Origin of the sequence: Devosia riboflavina, from assembly GCF_000743575.1 — a bacterium.
Classification (GTDB): domain Bacteria; phylum Pseudomonadota; class Alphaproteobacteria; order Rhizobiales; family Devosiaceae; genus Devosia; species Devosia riboflavina.
In genome coordinates this window covers 436,044-457,185 of record NZ_JQGC01000001.1, presented here as the reverse complement: position 1 = coordinate 457,185, position 21,142 = coordinate 436,044, and the positions used below count along the sequence as shown (strand labels likewise).

The 21,142-nt window shown below is 62.0% G+C and carries 20 protein-coding genes; 13 read left to right on the top strand and 7 right to left on the bottom strand.

Translation table 11 applies throughout. The annotated features are described in order from the left end of the window. The first annotated feature begins 5 nt into the window (after window positions 1-5). From JP75_RS01960 to JP75_RS01930, 7 genes are all read left to right on the top strand, one after another. Window positions 6-1,199 carry an amidohydrolase family protein gene (locus JP75_RS01960; RefSeq protein WP_035078279.1) on the top strand — a complete coding sequence of 398 codons (1,194 nt, stop codon included), beginning with the start codon at window positions 6-8 and terminating at the stop codon, window positions 1,197-1,199. Beyond that, window positions 1,196-2,686, top strand: coding sequence for an amidohydrolase family protein (locus JP75_RS01955; protein WP_035078278.1), 1,491 nt, complete (start codon window positions 1,196-1,198; stop codon window positions 2,684-2,686). The genes JP75_RS01960 and JP75_RS01955 overlap by 4 nt, the downstream gene beginning before the upstream one ends. Further along, the gene (locus JP75_RS01950) at window positions 2,679-3,665 is read left to right on the top strand and encodes an ABC transporter ATP-binding protein (protein ID WP_035078277.1); all 987 of its coding nucleotides are present in this window, start codon (window positions 2,679-2,681) and stop codon (window positions 3,663-3,665) included. Before JP75_RS01955 ends, JP75_RS01950 begins: the two co-directional genes overlap by 8 nt. Next, on the top strand, window positions 3,662-4,624 hold the full coding sequence (locus JP75_RS01945; RefSeq protein ID WP_035078275.1) for an ABC transporter ATP-binding protein: 963 nt from the start codon (window positions 3,662-3,664) through the stop codon (window positions 4,622-4,624). Before JP75_RS01950 ends, JP75_RS01945 begins: the two co-directional genes overlap by 4 nt. 87 nt (window positions 4,625-4,711) lie before the next feature. After that, on the top strand, window positions 4,712-6,280 hold the full coding sequence (locus JP75_RS01940; RefSeq protein ID WP_035078272.1) for an ABC transporter substrate-binding protein: 1,569 nt from the start codon (window positions 4,712-4,714) through the stop codon (window positions 6,278-6,280). Between the two features lie 59 nt (window positions 6,281-6,339). After that, window positions 6,340-7,812, top strand: coding sequence for an amidohydrolase family protein (locus JP75_RS01935; protein ID WP_035078269.1), 1,473 nt, complete (start codon window positions 6,340-6,342; stop codon window positions 7,810-7,812). A 22-nt stretch (window positions 7,813-7,834) separates the two neighbouring features. Next, complete coding sequence (locus JP75_RS01930; RefSeq protein WP_035078267.1) at window positions 7,835-9,304, top strand: amidohydrolase family protein; 1,470 nt, start codon at window positions 7,835-7,837, stop codon at window positions 9,302-9,304. Between the two features lie 66 nt (window positions 9,305-9,370). Here JP75_RS01930 and JP75_RS01925 read toward each other — a convergent pair whose 3' ends face one another. The 5 genes from JP75_RS01925 to JP75_RS01905 form a co-directional block, all read right to left on the bottom strand. Beyond that, window positions 9,371-10,495: an epoxide hydrolase family protein gene (locus JP75_RS01925; RefSeq protein WP_035078265.1), complete on the bottom strand. Its 1,125-nt coding sequence runs from the start codon at window positions 10,493-10,495 to the stop codon at window positions 9,371-9,373. Between the two features lie 78 nt (window positions 10,496-10,573). Next, window positions 10,574-11,239: a helix-turn-helix domain-containing protein gene (locus JP75_RS01920; RefSeq protein WP_051960130.1), complete on the bottom strand. Its 666-nt coding sequence runs from the start codon at window positions 11,237-11,239 to the stop codon at window positions 10,574-10,576. Between the two features lie 82 nt (window positions 11,240-11,321). Continuing rightward, a complete protein-coding gene (locus JP75_RS01915; protein WP_035078263.1) occupies window positions 11,322-12,062 on the bottom strand; it encodes a 3-oxoacyl-ACP reductase family protein in 741 nt (246 codons plus the stop codon). Between the two features lie 91 nt (window positions 12,063-12,153). Beyond that, window positions 12,154-12,741 carry a TetR/AcrR family transcriptional regulator gene (locus tag JP75_RS01910; RefSeq protein ID WP_035078261.1) on the bottom strand — a complete coding sequence of 196 codons (588 nt, stop codon included), beginning with the start codon at window positions 12,739-12,741 and terminating at the stop codon, window positions 12,154-12,156. A 50-nt stretch (window positions 12,742-12,791) separates the two neighbouring features. Further along, entirely contained in the window at window positions 12,792-13,763 is a 972-nt protein-coding gene (locus JP75_RS01905; RefSeq protein ID WP_035078259.1) for a bestrophin family protein, read from the bottom strand. Window positions 13,764-13,946: 183 nt separating this feature from the next. Here JP75_RS01905 and JP75_RS01900 point away from each other — a divergent pair, with 183 nt between their 5' ends. The 6 genes from JP75_RS01900 (at window position 13,947) to JP75_RS01875 (ending at window position 19,509) form a co-directional block, all read left to right on the top strand. After that, entirely contained in the window at window positions 13,947-14,702 is a 756-nt protein-coding gene (locus JP75_RS01900; protein ID WP_035078253.1) for an SDR family oxidoreductase, read from the top strand. 14 nt (window positions 14,703-14,716) lie between these two features. Beyond that, complete coding sequence (locus tag JP75_RS01895) at window positions 14,717-15,181, top strand: carboxymuconolactone decarboxylase family protein (RefSeq protein WP_035078249.1); 465 nt, start codon at window positions 14,717-14,719, stop codon at window positions 15,179-15,181. After that, window positions 15,171-16,046: a sigma-70 family RNA polymerase sigma factor gene (locus tag JP75_RS01890; RefSeq protein ID WP_035078247.1), complete on the top strand. Its 876-nt coding sequence runs from the start codon at window positions 15,171-15,173 to the stop codon at window positions 16,044-16,046. The genes JP75_RS01895 and JP75_RS01890 overlap by 11 nt, the downstream gene beginning before the upstream one ends. 244 nt (window positions 16,047-16,290) lie before the next feature. Beyond that, window positions 16,291-17,814 (top strand): DUF4153 domain-containing protein, encoded by a 1,524-nt coding sequence (locus JP75_RS01885; RefSeq protein ID WP_051960129.1) that lies wholly within the window; start codon window positions 16,291-16,293, stop codon window positions 17,812-17,814. 7 nt (window positions 17,815-17,821) lie between these two features. Further along, on the top strand, window positions 17,822-18,517 hold the full coding sequence (locus JP75_RS01880) for a response regulator transcription factor (protein ID WP_035078245.1): 696 nt from the start codon (window positions 17,822-17,824) through the stop codon (window positions 18,515-18,517). Next, a complete protein-coding gene (locus JP75_RS01875) occupies window positions 18,514-19,509 on the top strand; it encodes a sensor histidine kinase (RefSeq protein WP_035078243.1) in 996 nt (331 codons plus the stop codon). The genes JP75_RS01880 and JP75_RS01875 overlap by 4 nt, the downstream gene beginning before the upstream one ends. Window positions 19,510-19,513: 4 nt before the next feature. On the opposite strand, the gene JP75_RS01870 is transcribed toward JP75_RS01875, so the two are convergent. Continuing rightward, on the bottom strand, window positions 19,514-20,248 hold the full coding sequence (locus JP75_RS01870; RefSeq protein WP_035078241.1) for a phosphotransferase enzyme family protein: 735 nt from the start codon (window positions 20,246-20,248) through the stop codon (window positions 19,514-19,516). A 59-nt stretch (window positions 20,249-20,307) separates the two neighbouring features. Then, window positions 20,308-21,054: an SDR family NAD(P)-dependent oxidoreductase gene (locus JP75_RS01865; protein ID WP_035078239.1), complete on the bottom strand. Its 747-nt coding sequence runs from the start codon at window positions 21,052-21,054 to the stop codon at window positions 20,308-20,310. Window positions 21,055-21,142: the final 88 nt, after the last annotated feature.

Genomic DNA, 21,142 nt, shown 5'->3' with positions numbered 1-21,142 from the left:
AAGAAATGCACGACCTGCACCTCAAAAATGTCCGCCCCCTCGGCGAGGCCAACTGCGACATTCTCATCAAGAATGGCGTTATCGTCGAAATCGGCAAGGTTGCCGACCAGCCCGGCATGCCGGTGGAAGATGGCGGCAATGCCATCGTCTGGCCGGGCCTCATCGATGCCCATACCCATCTCGACAAGACCACCTGGGGCATGGGCTGGCACGAAAACAACCGCGAAGCCGTGCTGCGCAGCCGCATCGACTTCGAGCGCGAAAATCGCATCGCCCTCGGCATGGACCCGCATATCCAGTCCATGCGCCACGCCATCGGCCTTGCCGCCAATGGCGCAAGCCATATCCGCAGCCATGTCGATATCGACACCACACATGGGCTGAGCCTGGTTGAAGGTGTCGAGCGCACCCGCGAAGCCCTCAAGGGCATTATTGACATCGAATTGGTCGCCTTCCCGCAGTCCGGCGTCATGGGTCGTCCCGGTACTGTTGAGCTGCTCGATGCGGCCCTTGCCAATGGTTGCGAAGTTCTGGGCGGCATCGATCCCTGCGGTATCGATCGCGACCCCAAGGGCCAGCTCGGCGTGCTCTTTGATCTCGCACTCAAGCATGGCGTCGATGTCGACATTCATCTCCATGAAGTGGGCGATCTCGGCGCCTTCACCATGGAGCTGATTTTCGAGCGCGTCCGCGCCAATGGCATGCAGGGCCGTTTCGGCATCAGCCACGCCTTTGCGCTGGGCATGAGCGACACTGTCCGCGCCGGCAAGCTCATCGACGAAATCGCCGAACTCGACATCGCCATTCTCACCACTGGCGCGCCCTCGGCCACTGTTCCCTCGGTCAAGCGCCTGCGCGAGGCCGGGGTGCGCACCGGTGCCGGTTGCGATGGCATCCGCGACACATGGGGCCCCTGGGGTCAGCCCGATATGATGGACCGCGCCCGCATCATCGGCATGAAGACTGCCGTGCGCTCAGACATCGACCTCAGGCACATGCTGGAACTCGTTTCCCAGGGCGGCGCCGATGTCATGCGGCTCGAAAACTATGGCGTGAAGGTGGGCGCCAAGGCCGATTTCACCCTGCTGGTTGGCGAAACCGTCGCCCATTCCGTTGTCGAGATCGCCCCGCGGCCCATGGTCGTCAAGGGCGGCCGCGTCATTGCCCGCAACGGCACCTGCATCGTGGACATGCCATGAGCGCATTGGAATCCCTCAAGCTCGGCGCAAGGCCAGAGGGGCGCACGCTCCTCACCGCCGCCTGGGTTCTCGCCCATGAGGAGAACGGCCCCGTCCTCCTCAAAAATGGCGAAGTCGTCATCGAGGGCAACAGCGTCATCTTCACCGGCCATGGTTTTGCCGGCGAAGTCGCCCGTCGCGTTGATTTCGGCCGCGCCCTGATTTCGCCGGGCCTCATCGATCTCGACGCCCTTTCCGATCTCGACACCACCATCCTCGGCATCGACCATTTTCCCGGCTGGAAAAAGGGTCGCGTCCTGCCGCTGACCTATGTCGAAAAAGGGCCGTACGAAATGTATACGCCCGAGGAACTGGCCTTCCAGAAGCGCTTCGCCTTCGGCCAATTGCTCCTCAATGGCATCACCACCGCTGCCCCCATCGCCTCGCTCTTCTATCGCGAATGGGCCGAAACCGTCGCCGAGTTCGATGCCGCGGCCGATGCCGCCGGCGAACTCGGTCTCCGCGTTTATCTCAGCCCCGCTTACCGCGCCGGCGGCATGGTCCTCCACGCCCCGGGCGACATGCGTCCGCATTTCGATGAGCAACGCGGCCTTGATGGTCTCGCTGATGCCGTCTCCTATATCGAGCGCCAGTCGGGCCGCCACGAAGGCCTGATCCAGGGCCTTCTCGCCCCCGACCGTGTCGAAACCTGCACCACGGCGCTGCTCCGCGCTACCTTTGCCGAGGCCGAAGCGCTCGATTGCAAGGTTCGTCTCCATATGGCCCAGGGCACGATGGAGATGGATGTCGTCAAATCCCTGCACGGCACCACCGGCCCCGTCTGGTTGGCGCGCGAAGGCCTCCTCAGCAATCGCCTTATCGCCCCCCATGCCACCGTTGCCACCGACGAAGACCTTGCGCTTTACGCCGAACATGGCGTTTCCATCGTCCATTGTCCGCTGGTGTCAGGCAGGGGCGGGGGCACGCTCAGATCCTTCTCACGCGTCCGCGACATGGGCATCACCATTGCGCTGGGCACCGACACGACGCCGCCCGACATGATCATGAACATGCTGGTCGGCCTCATCGCCTGCCGCATCAATGACGGCGCGCCCGAACGCATCCTCTGCCGCGATCTCTTCGAGGCCGCGACCCTCGGCGGCGCCAAGGCTCTTGGCCGCGCCGACATCGGCCGCCTCGCCCCCGGCAGCAAGGCCGACATCGCGGTCTTCCGTCTCGATGACGTGCACATGGCCCCCTCCATCGACCCGATCACCACTTTGGTGACCGGCGGCTCCGGCAAGGTGACGCAAGCCGTCTTTGTCGATGGCCGCCTCTCCATGCGCAACGGCGAAGTCGCCGGCATCGACATGGCCGCAGCGCGTGATCAGGCCCAGGCCCAGTTCGATCGCCTCATCGCCCAATATCCGGCCCGTTCCTATGGGCATCCGCCGGTTTCGGAAATTTTCCCGCCCAGCTATCCCGAACGGGAGCAACCGCATGGCTGACGACAAGCGACCCTGCCTCGAGGTCAAAAACCTCGTCGTCGAATTTCCCAATCGCCACGGCACGCTGACCGCGCTCAACGATGTGTCGCTCAGCATCGCGCCGGGTGAAATCCTCGGCGTCGTCGGCGAATCCGGGGCCGGCAAGTCCATGACGGGCCTTGCCATCCTCGGCCTCCTCGAACGCCCCGGCCGTGTTGCGTCGGGCGATATCCTCCTCGAAGGCCGCTCCATAACCGGCCTCAGCGACAATGAAATGGAAAAAGTCCGCGGCCGCGAGATCGGCGCGATTTTCCAGGACCCGCTGACCTCGCTCAATCCGCTCTTCACGGTGGGTAGCCAACTCGGCGAAACCATCCGCCAGCACCTGCCCAATACGTCCAAGGCTCAGGCCCGCACCCGCGCCATTGAGCTCCTGCGCGAAGTGGGCATTCCCGGCCCCGATGAGCGCGTCGATCACTATCCTCACCAGTTTTCCGGCGGCATGCGCCAGCGCGTCGTCATTGCTCTGGCTCTCGCTGCGCGGCCAAAACTCATCATCGCCGATGAGCCGACCACCGCCCTCGACGTGTCGATCCAGGCCCAGATTACCGGCCTCCTGCGCCGCCTCTGCAAGGAAAACGGCACGGCGGTCATGCTGGTGACCCACGACATGGGCGTTATCGCCGAAACCGCCGACCGGGTCGCCGTCATGTATGCCGGCCGTCTGATCGAGATTGGCCCGGTGGAACAGGTGCTTAAGCACCCATCGCACCCCTATACCCGCGGCCTCATGGCCTCCATTCCGGCCCTCGGTGCCCGCGTCGAAAAGCTCAACCAGATCGATGGCGCCATGCCGCGCCTCAATGCCATTCCGCCCGGCTGCGCCTTCAATCCGCGCTGCCGCGAGGCGGGCCCGCGCTGCCGCCAGGACCTGCCGGCATTGGCGCCGACGCCCGCCGGTATGGCTGCCTGCTGGCTTCACAATGGAGGCGTCGCATGACCCGCTCCGCTATTTCTGCGCTCGACGTCGTCCATCTCGACAAGACCTTCGACGTCTCGGCCTCCTTCCTCAATCGCCTGCTCTACGGCCGCAAGCGCCAGATGCTGCATGCCGTCAACGATGTCAGCTTTTCCGTCCCCCTGGGCGGCTGCGTCAGCCTCGTGGGCGAATCCGGTTGCGGCAAATCCACCGTCGCCCGCCTCGTCACCGGCCTCTACGATCCAACCGCTGGCGAAATTCGTTTCGCGCCCGGCAAGTCAGGCGCACCGCTTTCGGCGCAGATGATTTTTCAGGATCCCTATGCTTCGCTCAACCCGCGTTGGCGAGTGAAGAACATTATCGCTGAGCCGCTGCGGGAGTTAAAACTGCGCAATTCCGAGGTCGAGATCGCCGAGCGCGTCGCTGAACTCCTCGGTATTGTCGGCCTCAACATCGCCGATGGCGAAAAATTCCCGCATGAATTCTCCGGCGGCCAGCGCCAGCGCATTTCCATCGCCCGCGCTCTCGCGTCCGAGCCCGAATTCCTCGTCTGCGACGAGCCGACCTCGGCGCTCGACGTCTCGGTTCAGGCGCAGATTCTCAACCTGATGCGCCGCCTTCAGGATGAGCTGGGCCTGACCTATCTCTTCATTAGCCATGACCTCAGCGTCGTGCGCCACATGTCCGATCGCATCGCGGTCATGTATCTCGGCCGCATTGTCGAGGAAGCGGAGACGGAAGTCCTCTTCGCAGATCCCAAGCACCCCTACACGCGCCTGCTGCTTGAAACCATTCCCGATGTGAACGAGCCGCATCGCGACCGCGAAGTGGTGGCCGGCGAAGTGCCCAGCCCTCTTGCGCCGCCGCCCGGCTGCACCTTCCACACACGCTGCCCCCTGGCCCAGGCCCAATGCAAGGCCGGACGCCCGGAGCTGCGAGACAAACCCGATGGCAGTCGCGTCGCCTGCCACTTCGCCTGAGGAGGGAAAGCTCAGGCCGGGACGAACCCGTTCCGGGGCCCAACACCCCCGGAACACCGAGAATAACGACATAACAGGAGAGAACGGATGTCTGTCGTAAAAACTATGCTGGCCGCCCTGGCGGTTTCGCTCTCGATGGGGGCGATGGCAGCGCAGGCCGAAACGGTCAAGTGGGGCTCGCGAGCCGATATCTACTCGCTCGATCCCAACTCGATCCCCTCGACCTCGAACCTCGCCTTCCTCAACCACATCTATGAAGGCCTCGTGCGCTACGACAAGACCTTCCAGATCGAGCCGGCTCTGGCCACCTCGTGGGAACTGGTCGACGGAAAATTCTGGCGCTTCAAGCTGCGCGAGGGCGTAAAATTCCACGACGGCGCTGACTTCACCGCCGATGACGTGGTCGCCTCCTTCCAGCGCGCTGCCGATCCGGCCTCGCCGCTCAAGGGCAATATGCCGCTCTATCAGGGCATCAGGAAGATCGACGATTTTACCGTCGAAGTCGATGTCAGCACCACTTCGTCGCTGTTCCTCAACGACATCACCAATATTTTCGTCTTCGACGCCGGCTGGCTCAAGGACAACAATACCGAAAAGCCGTCTGACTTTGCCCAGGGCATCGAAGGCTATGCCACGAGCCACACCAATGGCACCGGCCCCTTCATGCTCGAAAGCCGCGCGCCCGACAGCAAGACCGTGCTCATCGTCAACGATGGTTGGTGGGACGAGAAGCACCACAATGTCGATCGTCTCGAATTCATCCCGATCACTTCGGCGGCCACCCGCATCGCGGCGTTGCTCTCCGATGAAGTCGATCTGATCGACAGCGCCCCGATCCAGGATCTCGATCGTCTCAAGGCCGACCCGACCAAGACGGTGATCAGCCTCACCGAACTGCGCACGGTCTTCGTCGCCTTCAACCGCAACGAAACGCTGCTCGATGGTCGCCCGAACCCGTTCAACGACATCCGCGTCCGTCAGGCTTTCGAAGCCGCCATCGACCGCGACCTGATCAACCAGCGTATCATGCGCGGCCTTGCTCGCCCGTCCGGTTCGATGATCGCTCCCGATATCGCGGGCTATTCGGCAGCCCTTGATACCTATGAGCCGGCCGATCCGGCCAAGGCGCAGGCTCTCCTCAAGGAAGCCGGTCAGGAAGGCGCTGCCTTCACCTATACCTGCATGAACGACGAGAGCATCAACGAGGAAGACTTCTGCCAGGGCATTGCCAATATGCTGACCCGCGCAGGCTTTGCTCCCACCATCGATATGGGCCCGCGCGCCGTGCAGTCGCCCAAGCGTTCCAAGGGTGAAGTCGAAGTCTTCAACATTAGCTGGGCCAATGAACCGACGCTGGACGCCTTCTCGCTGCTCTCCCAGGTGCTCGCCACCCGCGATGGCGCCTATGGCGTATCCAACTATGGTGGCTGGTCGGTGCCAGCGCTCGACGATCTCGTCAAAGAGGCTGCTGCCGCGACCGATCCCGCCGAACGTCTGGCTCTTGAAGAGCAGGCCCTGCGCATCGCCAAGGATGAACTGCTCATGATCCCGCTGCATCAGCAGCCCATCGCCTGGGCTACCGGCAGTCGTATCGAAACCATTGACGTGCGCGCCGACAACAAGGCCCGCCACTGGTTCACGGTGGTCGGCGAGTAGCCAAAAATCCCCGGCGCCCTACAGGGCGCCGGTTCTTTCTTGTCGACGGGGAAAAGACTATGGCCGGCCTCAACGATCTCACGCTGGGCGCCCGACCGGGTGGCAAAACCTTGCTGACCGCCGAATGGCTTGTTGCCCATGAGGGCGGTACGCACGTCCTCATTCGCAATGGCGAACTGGTCTTCGAAGGCAACCGCATTCTCTATGCCGGCCGCCGCTTTGAAGGCGAAGTGGCCAATCGCATCGATCTCGGCGCAGCCCTGATCAGCCCGGGTTTCATCGACCTCGATGCCTTGTCCGATCTCGATACCTATACCCTTGTCACCGACAATCAGCCCGGCTGGCCGCGCGGTCGCGTCTGGCCCGAAAGCTACGTTGCCCGTGGCCCCTATGAAATGTATTCGCCCGAGGAACTGGCCTTCCAGAAGAGGTTCGCCTTCGCGACGCTTCTTCTCAACGGCATCACCACGGCGCTGCCCATCGCCTCGCTCTATTATCGCGAATGGGCCGAAACCGCCGAAGAGTTCGATGCAGCAGCCGAAGCCGCGGCCGCCCTTGGCCTTCGCGTCTTTCTCGGTCCTGCCTATCGCTCCGGCGGCGCCGTCGTCGACAATACCGGCATCTTTCATATGCGTTTCGACGAGGGCAGGGGGCTTGCTGGCCTCGATACGGCTCTCGGTTTTATCCGCCGTCATCACCGTACCCATGGTGGCCTCATCAACGGCCTTCTTGCTCCGGACCGAGTGGAAACCTGCACGCAAACGCTGCTTGAACGCACCATGGACGCCGCCCGCGAGCTCGATTGCCCCGTCCGCATCCATATGGCGCAGGGCAAGTTCGAGCTCGATATGATGGATCGTCTCCATGACGCGACCGGTCCGCAATGGCTTGCTCGCCTTGGCCTCCTCAACGACCACCTGATCGCCCCGCACGGCACCTACGCTACCGAGCGCGATGTCGCCCTTTACGCCGAGCACGGCGTCAGCCTCGCTCATTCGCCACTTGTCTCCGCCCGTATGGGTAGTGTCCTCAAATCCTTCGCCAGTTTTCGCGCTGCCGGCGTCAATATAGGCATGGCCACCGATACCGCCCCCGCGGATATGTGGATGAACATGCTGGTCGGCCTCATCGCCTGCCGCATCGCCGAACATTCAAACGCCGCCAGCTCGGCCGACTTTTTCAATGCCGCCACGCTCGGTGGCGCCAGGGCCCTTCGCCGCAACGATCTCGGCCGCCTCTCCGCCGGCTCGCTGGCCGATATCGCCATCTTCCGCCTGGACGATGCTTATATGACGCCCTCGGTCGACCCCATCACTACCCTGCTCATGGGTGGCAATGGCAAGGTGACCGAAGCCGTTTTCGTCGATGGCCGCCTTTCCATGCGTCATGGCAAGGTGCACGATTTCGACCTTGTCGCCGCACGAGAGCAAGCGCAGCGCCAGTTCGAAGGCCTCATCGCCAAGTATCCCGATCGGAGCTGGAAGCATCCGCCCGTGGAAGAGATCTTCCGCCCCAGCTTTCCGCTGCGCTGACCTTAAAGACCAGGAGCAAACCATGGCAGGTACTGTCTTCATCAACGGCACCGTGGTCCCGGTCGATGCCGATAGGCGGATTATAGAAGACGGCGCCGTCCGCGTGGTCGGCGACCGCATCACCGCTGTCGGTCCGAAGTCCGAAGTCACCATCGAGCCAGATGATCGCGTGGTCGATTGCCGCGGCAAGCTTATCATTCCGGGGCTCATCGACGCCCATGGCCATGCCGGCCACTGCCTCATCCGCAGCATTGGCGTCGACACTAACCCGCTTTGGATGAAGATCGTCACCCCGGTCTACTACCACTATGTCACGCGCGAATTCTGGTATGCCGATGGCCTGGTCTCCGGCCTCGAACGTCTTACCTCCGGCGTCACCACGTCGGTGAGCATCATCACGTCCATGCCGCGCAGCGACGATCCGCAATTCGCGATCAACCACGCTCGTGCCTATAGCGAGATCGGCCTTCGCGAAATCATCTGCACCGGCCCGGCCGGTCTGCCGTGGCCACGCACAGTTACCCGTTGGGAAACCGGCGAACCCGTTCGCCGCAGCGTCTCCTTTGACGAGATGATGGAAGGTACTGAGGCCACCATTCAAGCCCTCAATGGCAGCGCCAATGGCCGCATCCAGGTCTATGTGACCCCTTTCACCATCGTGCCCTCGCTCGACCCCTCAAACATGTCGACGCCCGACCAGGCGGTTTCCCTGACCCAGGCCGATCGCGACCAGGCCCGCGCTGTGCGCGAACTGGCGCGCAAGCATGGCGTCCGCATTCATTCCGACGCCTTTGCCGGTCATATTCGCCTCGCCTTCCAAGACAAGGAAAATGCCCTTCTTGGACCTGATATCCACCTCCAGCATTGCTGGGGCATTTCCCATGAGGAAATCGACATCCTCGCCGAAACCGGCACCCACGTCACCCATGCCCCGCCGGGCCGCTCCACCCCGGTCATCGAAATGCTCGCCCGCGGCGTCAATGTCGCTGTCACGTCGGACGGCACTGCGCCTAGTCGCTATTTCGACATGCTGCAGATCGCGCGCTCCTTCCAATCGACCCAGCACGTGCTGCGCAATCACGATCGCTACTATTTCCCGCCGGGCAAGGTGCTCGAAATGATCACCATCGACGCTGCCCGGGCCTTGGGCATGGAAAAGGAAATCGGCTCGCTCGAAGTCGGCAAGAAGGCCGATATCGTCGTCATCGACATGAACCAGCCGCACCTGACCCCCAATTGGCTCCCGGTCCACCGTCTCATTCATCAGGCAGTCGGCTCCGATGTCGAGACGGTTATGGTCGATGGTGACTTCGTTCTGCTCGACCGCAAGCCGGTCAATGTCGACATGTCTGCGGCCCTCGCCGAGGGCAATCGGGAGGCGCAGGCCCTGGTCAAGCGCGCCGGTCTTGAGCAGCATCTGCGTGATCCCGGCTGGGGCCAATTCTATCGTAGTTTTGAGACGCGCGTTGAATTGCCGGATCTGCCGATCTGAAACGTCCGCAAGAACGAAAGCCGACCACTCTTCACGAGCGGTCGGCTTCTTGTTGCTGGCCCCGTTTCAGCGCTTCAGGCTTGCGAAAAAGCTCGTGACTTCTTCGGCCCAGACCTGCGGCACTTCCATGGCTGCGAAGTGCCCACCACTGTCGAGTTCAGTCCAGCGGGCGATGGTATTGCCCTCTTCGGCAAAGCGGCGGATGGCGACTTCATCGCGGGCGAAGACAGCGACGCCGGTGGGAACGCCCGAATTGGGCTTTGGCGACCATGCTTCCGGATCATGCGCGTTTTCGTAGTAGAGCCGGATCGAGGAGGCCGCGGTTCCTGTGAACCAATAGACCAGCACATTGGTCAGGAACTTGTCCTTGGCCACGGCATCCGGACTGTCACCGAAGCCGGCGAACATGTCGCCCAGCCAGGCGATGAGGCCGGCCGGAGAGTCCGAAATCCCATAGGCCACGGCTTGCGGACGGCTCGATTGCAGGGCATTGAAGCCAAAACGTTCGGCCATGAACTGCTGCAGACGCTGCAGACGCGCGGTTTCGGCCTCGGTGAAGCTAGCGAATTCGGCAGGCTCGATCGGGCCCATCGGAATGAAGCCCATGGTAGCGGCGTTGACATGCACACCGATGACGCGATCCGGTGCTGCACGGGCAATGGTGGGAGCAATCACCGCGCCGGCATCGCCGCCCTGCACGCCGAAGCGCTGATAGCCAAGGCGAGACATCAGTTCGAGCAGCGCCGCGGCAATGCGGTTGTCATTCCAGCCGGCCTCGCGGGTCGGACCGGAAAAGCCAAAACCCGGGAGCGAAGGGATGACGAGATCGAAACCGGCACTGCTGAGCGGCGCGATGGCGTCGAGGAATTCGACGAATGAACCCGGCCAGCCATGCAGCAGGAGGAGCGGCGTGCCATTGGGCGTTGCGGTCTTGACGTGCAGGAAATGGATGGTTTGGCCGTCGATTTCAGTGATGAACTGGGGGTGCTGGTTGATCGCGGCTTCCTGCGCGCGCCAGTCATAGCCATTGCGGAGACGCTGGATCGCGCTGGTGACGAAGTCGGCGGTCGGGCCGGCAGCCCAGCCGGCGCCGAGGGCCTCGCTAGCGAGAATGGTATTGGCCAGGCGCTGATTGAGATCGGCCAACTGGGCTTCCGAGATGGCGATCTTGAAGGGGCGGATGTCGGTCATTTGCTGCGTCCTTGCTGGGGTGAAAGTGCATCCTTTCTAGCCAGCGGGCCGGTCGCGGGATTGAAGATTTCCGACAACTTATCGCGGGGCGATCTGACCGGGCGTTTGGCCCATGATCGCCTTGACAGAGCGGATCATGTGCGGCTGGTCGGCATAGCCGAGCGCGAAGGCGACATCGGCGGCCGGGCGCCCCTGTTGCAACAGGGTGAGTGCCTTTTGCGCCCGCTCGATCTGGGTAAAGGTCTTGTAGGTAAGGCCGGTGGTTTTCAGGAAATGCCGCTGCATGGTTCGCTCCGACATGGCCATGGGATGACCGGAAACGAGGGAGGCGACCAAGCTATTGTCCTCGACAATGCCGTTGCTGAGCAGCTTTGCAACAAACCGGTCGACATTGTCGAAGGTGGGGATTTCGATGATATCGCCGCCGAGCGAGAAGCGGTCGCGGCCGACATTGGAGAGCACGACGCCTTCGTCGAGCATCTTTTCGCCCGGCATCAGCGACATGAAGCTACTTGGCTTGAAGGCGATCGACAGGATCTCGTCGCCTTCTGCGAAGTGATGTGTGACCGCCGATGTCGTGAGACCGGTCCGCAGCACGGTTGTACCAGCCGCAGATTTGAGGATCACGAAATCCCAGCAGCCATCCGGCTGCATGAGCATGCTGCCGCTGGTGTTGAAAGTGGTGTGTGTCACCGCTTCCACCACCGGCGACGACCAGCCATCGAGTTTTGCGACAGTGTGCATGCCCGTCCGCCCGAGTTACGCCCCGGCAATCTGACCGGGTTTGGGAATTTGCGCAATCATCAGGCGGAACGGGCTGGCAAAGCTAGGCGGTCATGGCGCCGTCGATGGTGAGACCCGTGCCGTTGATAAAGCCGGCATCGGGACCGGCGAGATAGGCAACGAGAGCTGCGGGTTCGGAGGCGTCAGCCATGCGACCGGCCGGCACCATGCTGATGATGTAATCTTCCCGTCCTGCGGTCATGTCGGTCCGCGTGGGGCCGGGCTGAATGGCATTGACCGTGATGCCTCTGGGCGCGAATTCATGGGCCAGCGAGCGGGTCATTGCCGTGACGGCGGATTTGGACATGCCATAGACCGTCGATCCCGGCACTCTGGCGCTGACGGCGGTGTTGCTCGATACATTGATGACGCGTCCGCCAGCCTGCATGTGCCTCGCGGCTTCCTGCATGGCAAAGAATGGCGCACGGACATTGACGGCAATTGTCCGATCGAAATCGCTCGCGGTAAAATCGTCGATCAACGCATGGGCGATAATGCCGGCATTGTTGACGAGGATGTCGACGCCGCCAAGTTTTTCGGCTGCGGTGCGGATGGCGGCCTGGAGACTCGTCACGTCCGCGCTGTCCGCCTGTAGCGCGAAAGCCTTACCGCCTCCGGCGACTACCTCATCGATAAGCGCTTGTGCCGCGTCCGGGCTCGAAGTGTAGGTGAAGGCGACATGCGCGCCTTGCTCGGCGAGTTTTCGCACGATGGCAGCGCCGATGCCGCGCGAACCGCCGGTAACAACGGCGCGTTTGTCGAGGAGGGGGAGATATGCCGACATGCTGGATTCCTTTCGTCAGGCATGGATAGTCATTTTCTGGACTGATTAGTCCAAAATTAGGTGCGATAATTGGCGTTGAGGCTGGGAGCGGTTAGCGCATGGCTTTGAGCGCCTCTATGGTGAAATCAGCCACCCTGGCGAGTTCATCGTGGCTGGCGCCGGCCTGGGCCCGCACGGTGAGGCCTTGCAAGGTGGCATAGAGGAAACTGGCAGCTACCGCATTATCGACCCTGGCTGCAATTTCTCCCGCATCTTTTGCCGCGCCGACCAGTTGGGCCAGCATGTCTTCGACACTGGTAGCGGTATTGCGCGCCAGTTGCGTCACTTCCGGATTGTTGCGGCCGAAGGCTGTCGTGGCATTGATGCCCATGCAGCCGCGAGCGTTCTCCTCGTCGCTGCGGCGGGTGAAAATGGCGAGAAAGCCATGCAGCACCTTGAGGGGCGAAGGATTGTCCCCGAGGTGGTCGAAGAAGTTCTTGTTGTCGAGCTTGTGGTAGCAGCGCAGGCTTTCAAGAAAGAGCGCCTGCTTGTCGCCAAAGGTGTCGTACATGGACTGCCGGCCGATATTCATACCCTTGAGCAGGTCGTCGGTCGAAGCGCCTTCATAGCCCTTGGTCCAGAACACCTGCAGTGCTCCGGCAAGGGCGGCATCGCGATCGAATTCCTTGGGTCTGGCCATGGCGGGGAAATAGTCATTCTGGATCGTGGAGTCAAGAATGGCCTTCTCTATTATGTTGCAATGCCATTGATCGCGGGCAGGGGTTTTGGAATCTCGCTCTCACCCAACAGGGTCCGCAGCTCGATTTCGAGATCGCGGCAAATCTGCGAGATCGGCACGTCATTGGCATTGCCTTCAAATGGGTTGGACGTGCTCTCGCCGACCTGATCGAGCGACATGTACATCCAGCCGATCAGCGTGCTGAAAGGCACGGCTAGCCAGATGCCGATGCCCATTTCGGAAAAGAGCGCCACGACGCCGAAGGGCAGAAAGGTGCAGAAGCACCAGACCAGCATGGCGCTGACGATGGCATATTGGCGGGGATAGGGATTGTTCTTGATGCGGTCGCAGCGTGCCTGCTGGTCATGGCAATCGCGCAGTAGTTTTGTCAGCTCGACATAGATCTGCGGTGGCAGGCTTCCGGCCCTGAACAAGGCATTGAAGGCTTCGGCCTGGCGCGACAACAGGTCGATCTCTGGCCGCGTGCCGTCCGAGACTTTAGCCGCTTCGGGCGCGAGCCGCGCCAGCTCGGCGTTCAAGTTCGTCGTGTCTTCGAGGATATGATAGCGGCGGCGATATTCGATATTGGCGCGCCGGCTCATCGATTCCCAAGGCATTGGCCGGCGCAGGCCGAACCGCAGGGCGGTGAGCCAGGCGATGTGGCGATGGATGAGGATTTTCGCCACCTGCGGCTCACAGAAACCGCGACAGAACCCGGCCAGCATGCGGCTGGTCGCGGCAATCTGGGCAAAGGCCTGCAAGCCTTCGGCGCTGCGGCCAAGAACTTGCGAATTCTTGAAACCGGCGACGAGGGAGACGGTGGTACCCAGCATCACGACGACCTGCCAGGGTAAAGCAAAACCCTGTATCGGCGGCAAGAGGAACAGGGCTATGGCCAGGAGGCTGAGCAGGACCATGTAGACCACGCTGCGGCGCGACCACATGGCGAATTCGACGACGCGATACGACCGGCCCACATGCATGCGGCCTCTCCCTTTGGGTGGTGATACGGCGAAGACGAGACAGGCTATGCCTGTGTGACATCGCTGGCGAGGCGCGGGGCGAAAATTTTCGCGCCCATGTCACACCGGCTCACAGCCATCTCGTCTTTGCAGCAGAACCATCGGTCGGCTTATCGGCCGACGCTCGCTCGCAAGGATAGGAACATGAAAATCGTCGTTATCGGCGGCACCGGCCTCATCGGGTCCAAGGTCGTCCGGCTGCTTTCGGAGCGAGGCCACGAAGTCATCGCAGCCTCACCCAAATCCGGCGTCAATACCATGACTGGGGAAGGTCTGGACGCTGCCCTGCTTGGTGCCGAGGTTGTGCTTGATCTCGCCAATTCCCCGTCGTTCGAGGACAAGGCGGCGCTCGATTTCTTCGTGACCGCGGGCACAAATCTTCTCGCCGCGGAAGCCCGCGCCGGCGTCCGCCACCATGTGGCGCTGTCGGTCGTTGGCACCGAGGGCCTGCAGGAGAGCGGCTATTTTCGCGGCAAGCTGGCGCAGGAGCGGCTGATCAAGGCCTCTCCCACGCTGTACACGATCGTTCACGCCACCCAGTTTCTCGAATTCCTCGGCAGCATCGCCAATTCCGTCGGCGCTGACGCTGCAATCCCGCTCAGTACGGCGCTGATCCAGCCCATCGCCTCCGATGATGTCGCCGCCTTTGTCGCCGAGGCGGCGCTGGCGCAGCCGATCAACGGCACGATTGAAATCGCTGGGCCGGAAAAATTCCGGCTAGCGGACCTTGTTGCCCGCTATCTCGGCGACATCGAAGACAACCGGAAAGTCCAACCCGATCCGGAAGCAAAGTATTTTGGCGCCCGGCTCGATGAAGCCTCGCTTCTACCCCGCGGCGCCGCGCGCCTTGGCGCCGTGACCTATGCCAACTGGCTCAAGACTAGCCGTCCCACTCGCTAAATCAGGAAACCACCATGCACCCACGTATCGAAAATCATTTCGCGCTTGCGCCCGCAGCCATCAAGGCCATGATGACGCTCGAAACGGCCATTGCCGCCAGCGGGCTCGACAATACGCTGATCGGACTGATCAAGCTGCGCGCTTCGCAGATCAATGGCTGCGCCTATTGTATCCACATGCATGTCGAACATCTGCGTCAGGCAGGGGAGACCGAAATGCGTCTGCACTTGCTGAGCGCCTGGCGTGAAGCCCCGGTCTACTCCGAGCGGGAGCGCGCCGTGCTCGCCTGGACCGAAGCCCTGACGCTGCTGCCGCAAAATGGCGCTGCCGACGAAGACTATGCGCCAATCGCCACCCAGTTCTCTCCCGAGGAACAGGTGAACCTGACCCTCGCCATTGGCGCCATCAATGCCTGGAACCGGCTGCAGGTCGGTTTCCGCATCCGTCCGGTTGTCAGCGAGGGACAACATGCCGCCTGAGGCGGCCAATGATTTCGAGGTGCACCGGTCCCGACTGGTGCGCCTTGCCTATCGCATGCTGGGCAGCCGGGCCGCGGCGGAAGACGTAGTGCAGGATGCCTGGTTGCGCTGGTCGCAGGTCGACAAGGCGACAGTGCGCGAAGCCGGGGCTTTCCTATCGCGCATCGTCACGCGCCTCTGCCTCGATGAAATGAAGTCGGCCCGCGCCCGACGCGAGCATTATGTCGGCTCATGGCTGCCCGAGCCCATGCTTGAGCCCGAAGAACCCGAGGTCGATGCCGACGAATTGACGATGACGCTGATGCTGGCGCTCGAGCGCCTGTCGCCGCTCGAAAGGGCAGCCTTCCTGCTCCATGAAGTGTTCGGTCAGCCGCTCAACGAGATCGCCGCAACGCTCGGCCGGGATGCGACCTCGGTTCGCCAATTGGCCTCCCGGGCCCGCAAGCACGTGCAGGAGGCGCGTCCGCGCTATCCCGTCGACCGCGCTGAGGGCGACCGTCTTGCCCAGGCCTTTTTTGTCGCTGCGCACAATGGTGACATGACCACGCTTGAAACGCTCCTTGCCCAAGGCGTCGTCATGCATTCCGATGGCGGCGGCAAGGTCTTTGCCTTCATCAATCCCATCGAGGGCCGCGAACGCGTCCTGCGTCTCTATGAGGGAATGTTCCGCAAATATGGAGCGGGCTGGACCGAGATGGTCGAGCCGGTCTGGATCGACGGACTGCCCGGCTTTATCAGTCGGGAACACGGCTCCTTGTTGCAGACGACTGCGCTCCATATCGAGGATGGCAGGATCCTCGGCATCTATATCACGCGCAATCCGGACAAACTGACATCGGTTCGGGATCGCCTGCGCGAAAACTGAGCGACACGGGTTTGACGCGGCAAACCTGACTTTCTCCGATCCATCTGCACAAAAACTGCTGGCGACGATGTCAGGTTTGCACCCATGCGCAATCCTGATCGCCCATTGCTCCGTCCCGCCATTCAGCTTCCCAGCCGCATCATCAATGATAGCTGGTGGCTCGTGGCCGACCTCCCCATCCCATGCACCAGGGGGCAGGGGAGATCGGGTTGCGCCTTTCTCGTCATCGAAGGAGGCAAGCACGATGCAAGAGACCGATCAGTTTCACCCCGCGCCCAAGACGCTCGCGCTGGCCATGGCGGCCGGCTTCACGACACTCTTTCTGGTGGCGGTCAGTGACCTCCTGCTGTTCGATGCGGAGCCGGGTATCAACCTGTTCCTGGCGACGCTGGTCATTGCTTTCGCGATCACTGCCTTTGCGTGGCGAAGGGGGCGCATTCGAGAGGGCGCTCTTGGCTTCGTAACCGCGGCGGTCCTTGCTCTGCCTTTGGTCGAGCTACCATCGCTACTCGGCCTTTTGCTTGCCGGCCTCGGCCTTGGTCTGTCGGCGCTGATCGCCATCAGATTGCTGCCCGGTCGGCTCGAGCAGATGCCTCAAACGGTCATGCGATTTCTTCTGCCCGCCCCCATCACTCTGGCGCGTGATGCGGTGGCAATCAGGATCACGGCCCAGCCCCAGCTTTGGCAAAAAATCTTGCTTGGGCTCTTGGCCTGGATCGTGCCTCTCGGGCTCGGGCTGGTTTTCGTCGTCCTTTTTGCCGCCGCCAACCCTTTGGTCGAAGCCTTGCTCGCGGGGCTACGTGCGGATCGGGCATTTGACCTCCTCAATCCGATACGCGTGGTGTTCTGGCTCGTCATGGCGGCGGGTATCTGGGCCCTTCTCAGGCCAAGATTGCTGCGCCGGAAAAAGGCGCGCCTGGGAACACCGCTCTTTGCGCCGCGCGAGACGACCTGGCTCGGCCATGCGGCGATCCTGCGGTCGCTCGTGATCTTCAATGCGCTCTTTGCCGTCGAGACCGTGCTCGATCTCGCCTTTCTCTGGGGCGGCATGGAATTGCCCAATGGCATGAGCCACGCCGAATATGCCCATCGCGGCGCCTATCCACTCATCGTCACGGCATTGCTGGCTGCGGCATTCGTGCTGGTCGCCATGCGTCGGGACGGACCAGGCCAACGCAACGCGCTCATTCGGGGCCTCGTCTATGCCTTTATCGGCCAGAATATTCTGCTCTGTCTTTCGGCCATGCTGCGGCTCGAACTCTATGTCGAAGTCTATTCGCTGACCGGGTTGCGGCTAGCGGCCGGCATCTGGATGGGCCTTGTTGCCGTCGGGCTTGTGCTCATCCTGTTGCGCATCTGGTGGAAGCGCTCCAATGCCTGGCTCGTCGCCTGTAACCTCGTCTCTTTGCTCGTCGTACTTTACGGCACGGCTTTGATGGACGTTTCCGCCCTCATTACTCGCTTCAACGTCGCCCATAGCCTCGAAGTCACCGGCGAGGGCCTGGCACTCGACCTCAGCTATGTTAGCGAACTAGGCCCATCCGCCATTCCGGCGCTCGACACATTTATCTCCGCGCTAAAGCCAAATCTGCCGACCTGGCTTGCCGCAACTCATCTGCGCGAAAACCTTCATTATGAGTTTGGTTTCCGGAGGACCGACTGGCGAAGCTGGTCCTGGCGCCAGCAGCGGCTGGCCGACTATCTCGCGTCACGCCCGGTTGCCTATGACCCGCAGACGCTGCAAAACAATGCCTCGGGATCAAGGTAGCGGTTTGATGAGCAACAGAATTCTCGTCGTCGACGACGAGCCGCATATTCGCGATGTCATCACTTTCGCATTGGAACGAGCGGGCATGGCCGTTTCCATCGCCCGCGATGGCTCGGAAGCCCTCATTGCCTGGCGGCGCACCTCACCGGATCTGATCGTGCTCGATATCGGCATGCCTGAACTGGATGGGTTGGACGTGTGTCGGCAAATCCGCAAGACGTCCGATGTGCCAATCCTGTTCCTCTCCGCGCGTGACGAGGAAGTCGACCGGATCATCGGGCTCGAGATTGGTGGTGACGATTATGTCAGCAAACCTTTCAGCCCAAGGGAGCTGGTCGCGCGCGTCAAGACGATCCTCAAGCGCACTTCCGGCCCATCGACACAAGCATCAGACCAGATGGTTCGCGGGCCTTTAAGGCTTGATCGCTCCGCGCATAGCGTCATCTGGAAGGGGACGCCTATTGTCCTCACGGCTCTGGAATTTGAAGTGCTTTCCGCCTTGCTGGGCCGCCCCGAAATGGTGTTTTCGCGCGAGCAATTGATGACAACCGCCTATGGCGGGGACATCCATGTGTCCGAGCGCACGATCGACAGCCATATCCGCAACCTGCGCGCCAAATTCGCCGCTGCAGGTTGCGGCGCTGCGGTGACTACCGTGCATGGTGTCGGGTTCAAACTTGGTTCTATGGAGCCCGACCAGTGACCGAGGCGCCAAGAATTCCCACCAAATGGCGGCCTTCGATGGCCCTTGTGGTCTATTCCGTCCTGCTGGTGGTTCTAGGCCTGCCATCCGGGCTCATCGTCCTCGTGCGCACGCTCGGTGGGCGAGGCCTGTCGGCGCTCGAAACCGGTGTGCTGGTCGCTTCGCTGATCGTTACCCTTGTCATCGCCTATGTGCTCACCCGTGCGGTCACCAAGCCTATTGCGGCATTGGTTGGTCGGACGCGCGAGATCAGCCAAGGCGGGCGAGACGCCATCCGTCCGCTCGATGCCTATGGCACCGCGGAACTGGCGACGCTGTCGCAAGGGTTTCTCGATCTCGCATCGCGCCTCATGGACCGTACGGAATATATGCGGTCCTTCGCCGCCCATGTTTCGCACGAGCTGAAATCGCCGCTAACGGCCATCAGGGGTTCGGCTGAACTCATGCGTGACGACGGCGCCGGCATGACCGGTGCCGAGCGCCAGCGCTTCCTCGATCACATCATTGCCGATGCAGACCGCTTGACGCGCCACGTGGCCCGGCTGCGCGAACTGGCCCAGGCCGAAATGCCCCTCGCTCGCGGTGAAACCACCCTCGACGCCGTCCTGCCGGATTTGCGATCGCATTTTTCGACCCTGCGGGTGACGGCGTCCGGCGAGGATGTGGTGCTGGGACTTCCCAAGGAAGCCTTGGGCATCGTTCTGACGCATCTGGCCGAAAATTCAGCCGAGCATGGTGCGAAGCATCTGGAGATTGCCGCTCGCCGGGAAGAGGAGCGTGTTACCCTGACTGTCGCCGATGATGGCGAAGGCATATCGGAGGGCAATCGGGACCGTATTTTCCAGCCCTTCTTCACGACCCGACGCGAAAGTGGCGGCACCGGTATGGGCCTCGACATCGTCCGCGCCATGCTTGAGGCGCACGATGCTGGGATAGAGCTCGTGCCCTCGAACAAGGGGGCCACGTTCCGGCTCGGCCTGCCCAATCGCTAGCAGTTCAGACGGCTCGAACCTCGGCTAACCGCTTGACCGCATAGTCGTCCTTCCAGCACACAGCGGCTTCCCATGCGGCAGAGGCTTGGGCGGCACTATCCTGAGCAACACCCTGGAGCCCGGCAGCATTGTGGGGCAGCACCAGATCGAGGTCGGGGACGTCGACATGAGCCTCGTCCCAATCGATGAGGGCCACGCGGTCGGCATTCATGCGGATGTTTCCGGGGTTGTTCGGATTGCCGTGCACCGCACACGTCTCGCGCCCCTCAAGTCGCTTCCAGGCTGCCCGACATCGAATGACGGCCTCGGATGGCATGGCCGCAAGGTCTATCCGCGTCCCCTTGTCCGCATGGAGGAGATCGGTAGAGGATTTCCATCCCGGTCGTTGCGGCCAGCCGGCTGTCAGCCGATGCAGCTCACGCAGCGTGTTTGCCACACGGCGCCAGTCACTTGCGGTCTGCGGTGGCCCGCCCTCCATATAGTTCATCACTACCAGGCCTCCCACGAACAGCCTGTTGTCCATGGTTGGGATTGGTGCCGGAACAGTCAGCCCATTGCGGTCGAGATATTGGAGAAGTTCGGCTTCCCAGGCGAGGTCGGCGTCGCTCCTATTGCCGAGACGAGCGACTGCAAGGCGTCCATCGATTAGTACGCTCCAGACATCATTGGAACTACCGCCGGCCAATGGTTCGACGCGCGTCACATCCTTCCCCCAATATGCGAGCGCTTCCCATCCCATCGGCATTGTCCTCAATTTGGCCGGCTGCTGCCCGAGCACGGCGGGCGCCAAGCTCCATATCAGTAAGTGCACCGCCCGCCCGAGAGATCGAAAACCGAGGCGGTGGTAAAACTGTTCTCCTTGGAAACCAGCCAGGCCACCATGGATGCGGCCTCGTCGACTTCAAGGAAACGGCCCCTTGGGATGCGAGTCAGCATATATTGGATGAATTCATCCGTCAGGGTGTCGAGAATGCGGGTCTTGGCCGTGGCCGGAGTGACGGCATTGACCGCGATGTCGTAGCCGGCCAACTCCTTGCCGAGCGATTTGGTCAGGCCGATCACGCCAGCCTTCGCGGCCGAATAGGCTGAGAGATTGGGGTTTCCTTCCTTGCCGGCCACCGAGGAGATATTGACGATGCGCCCGTAATTGCGAGCCTTCATCGCGGGGACGACCGCCTTGTTGACATAGAACGTGCCGTTAAGATTGATCTCGACGACGCGCCGCCATTCGTTGGGATCATACTGATCAAGGCTTGCATTGTTGCCCGCGACCCCCGCCGAATTGACGAGGATCGATACCCCGCCAATCTCCGCCTCGACCCGCGCATGTGCTTCGACCAACCCGGCGAGGTCGGTTATATCAACTACCTGGCTTGATGCGCCCATGCCCAACGCGCCAACCGCCTTTGCCAGCGCCTCCTCGTCTCGGTCCCAAAGGCTGACCTTGGCGCCGGAATCGAGGATGCGCTTAGCCATGGCAAAACCCAGCCCCTGTGCGCCGCCGGTGATGACGGCCACCTGGCCGCTGAGGTCGATCTGATTCATAAGCTCTCTCCTGAAACGCCGAACCCCGCTTGGGTTCTTGGAGCGGACTAGTGCGCGAGGTCGTTGCCCGGCGCTGCAAAGTTAGCGG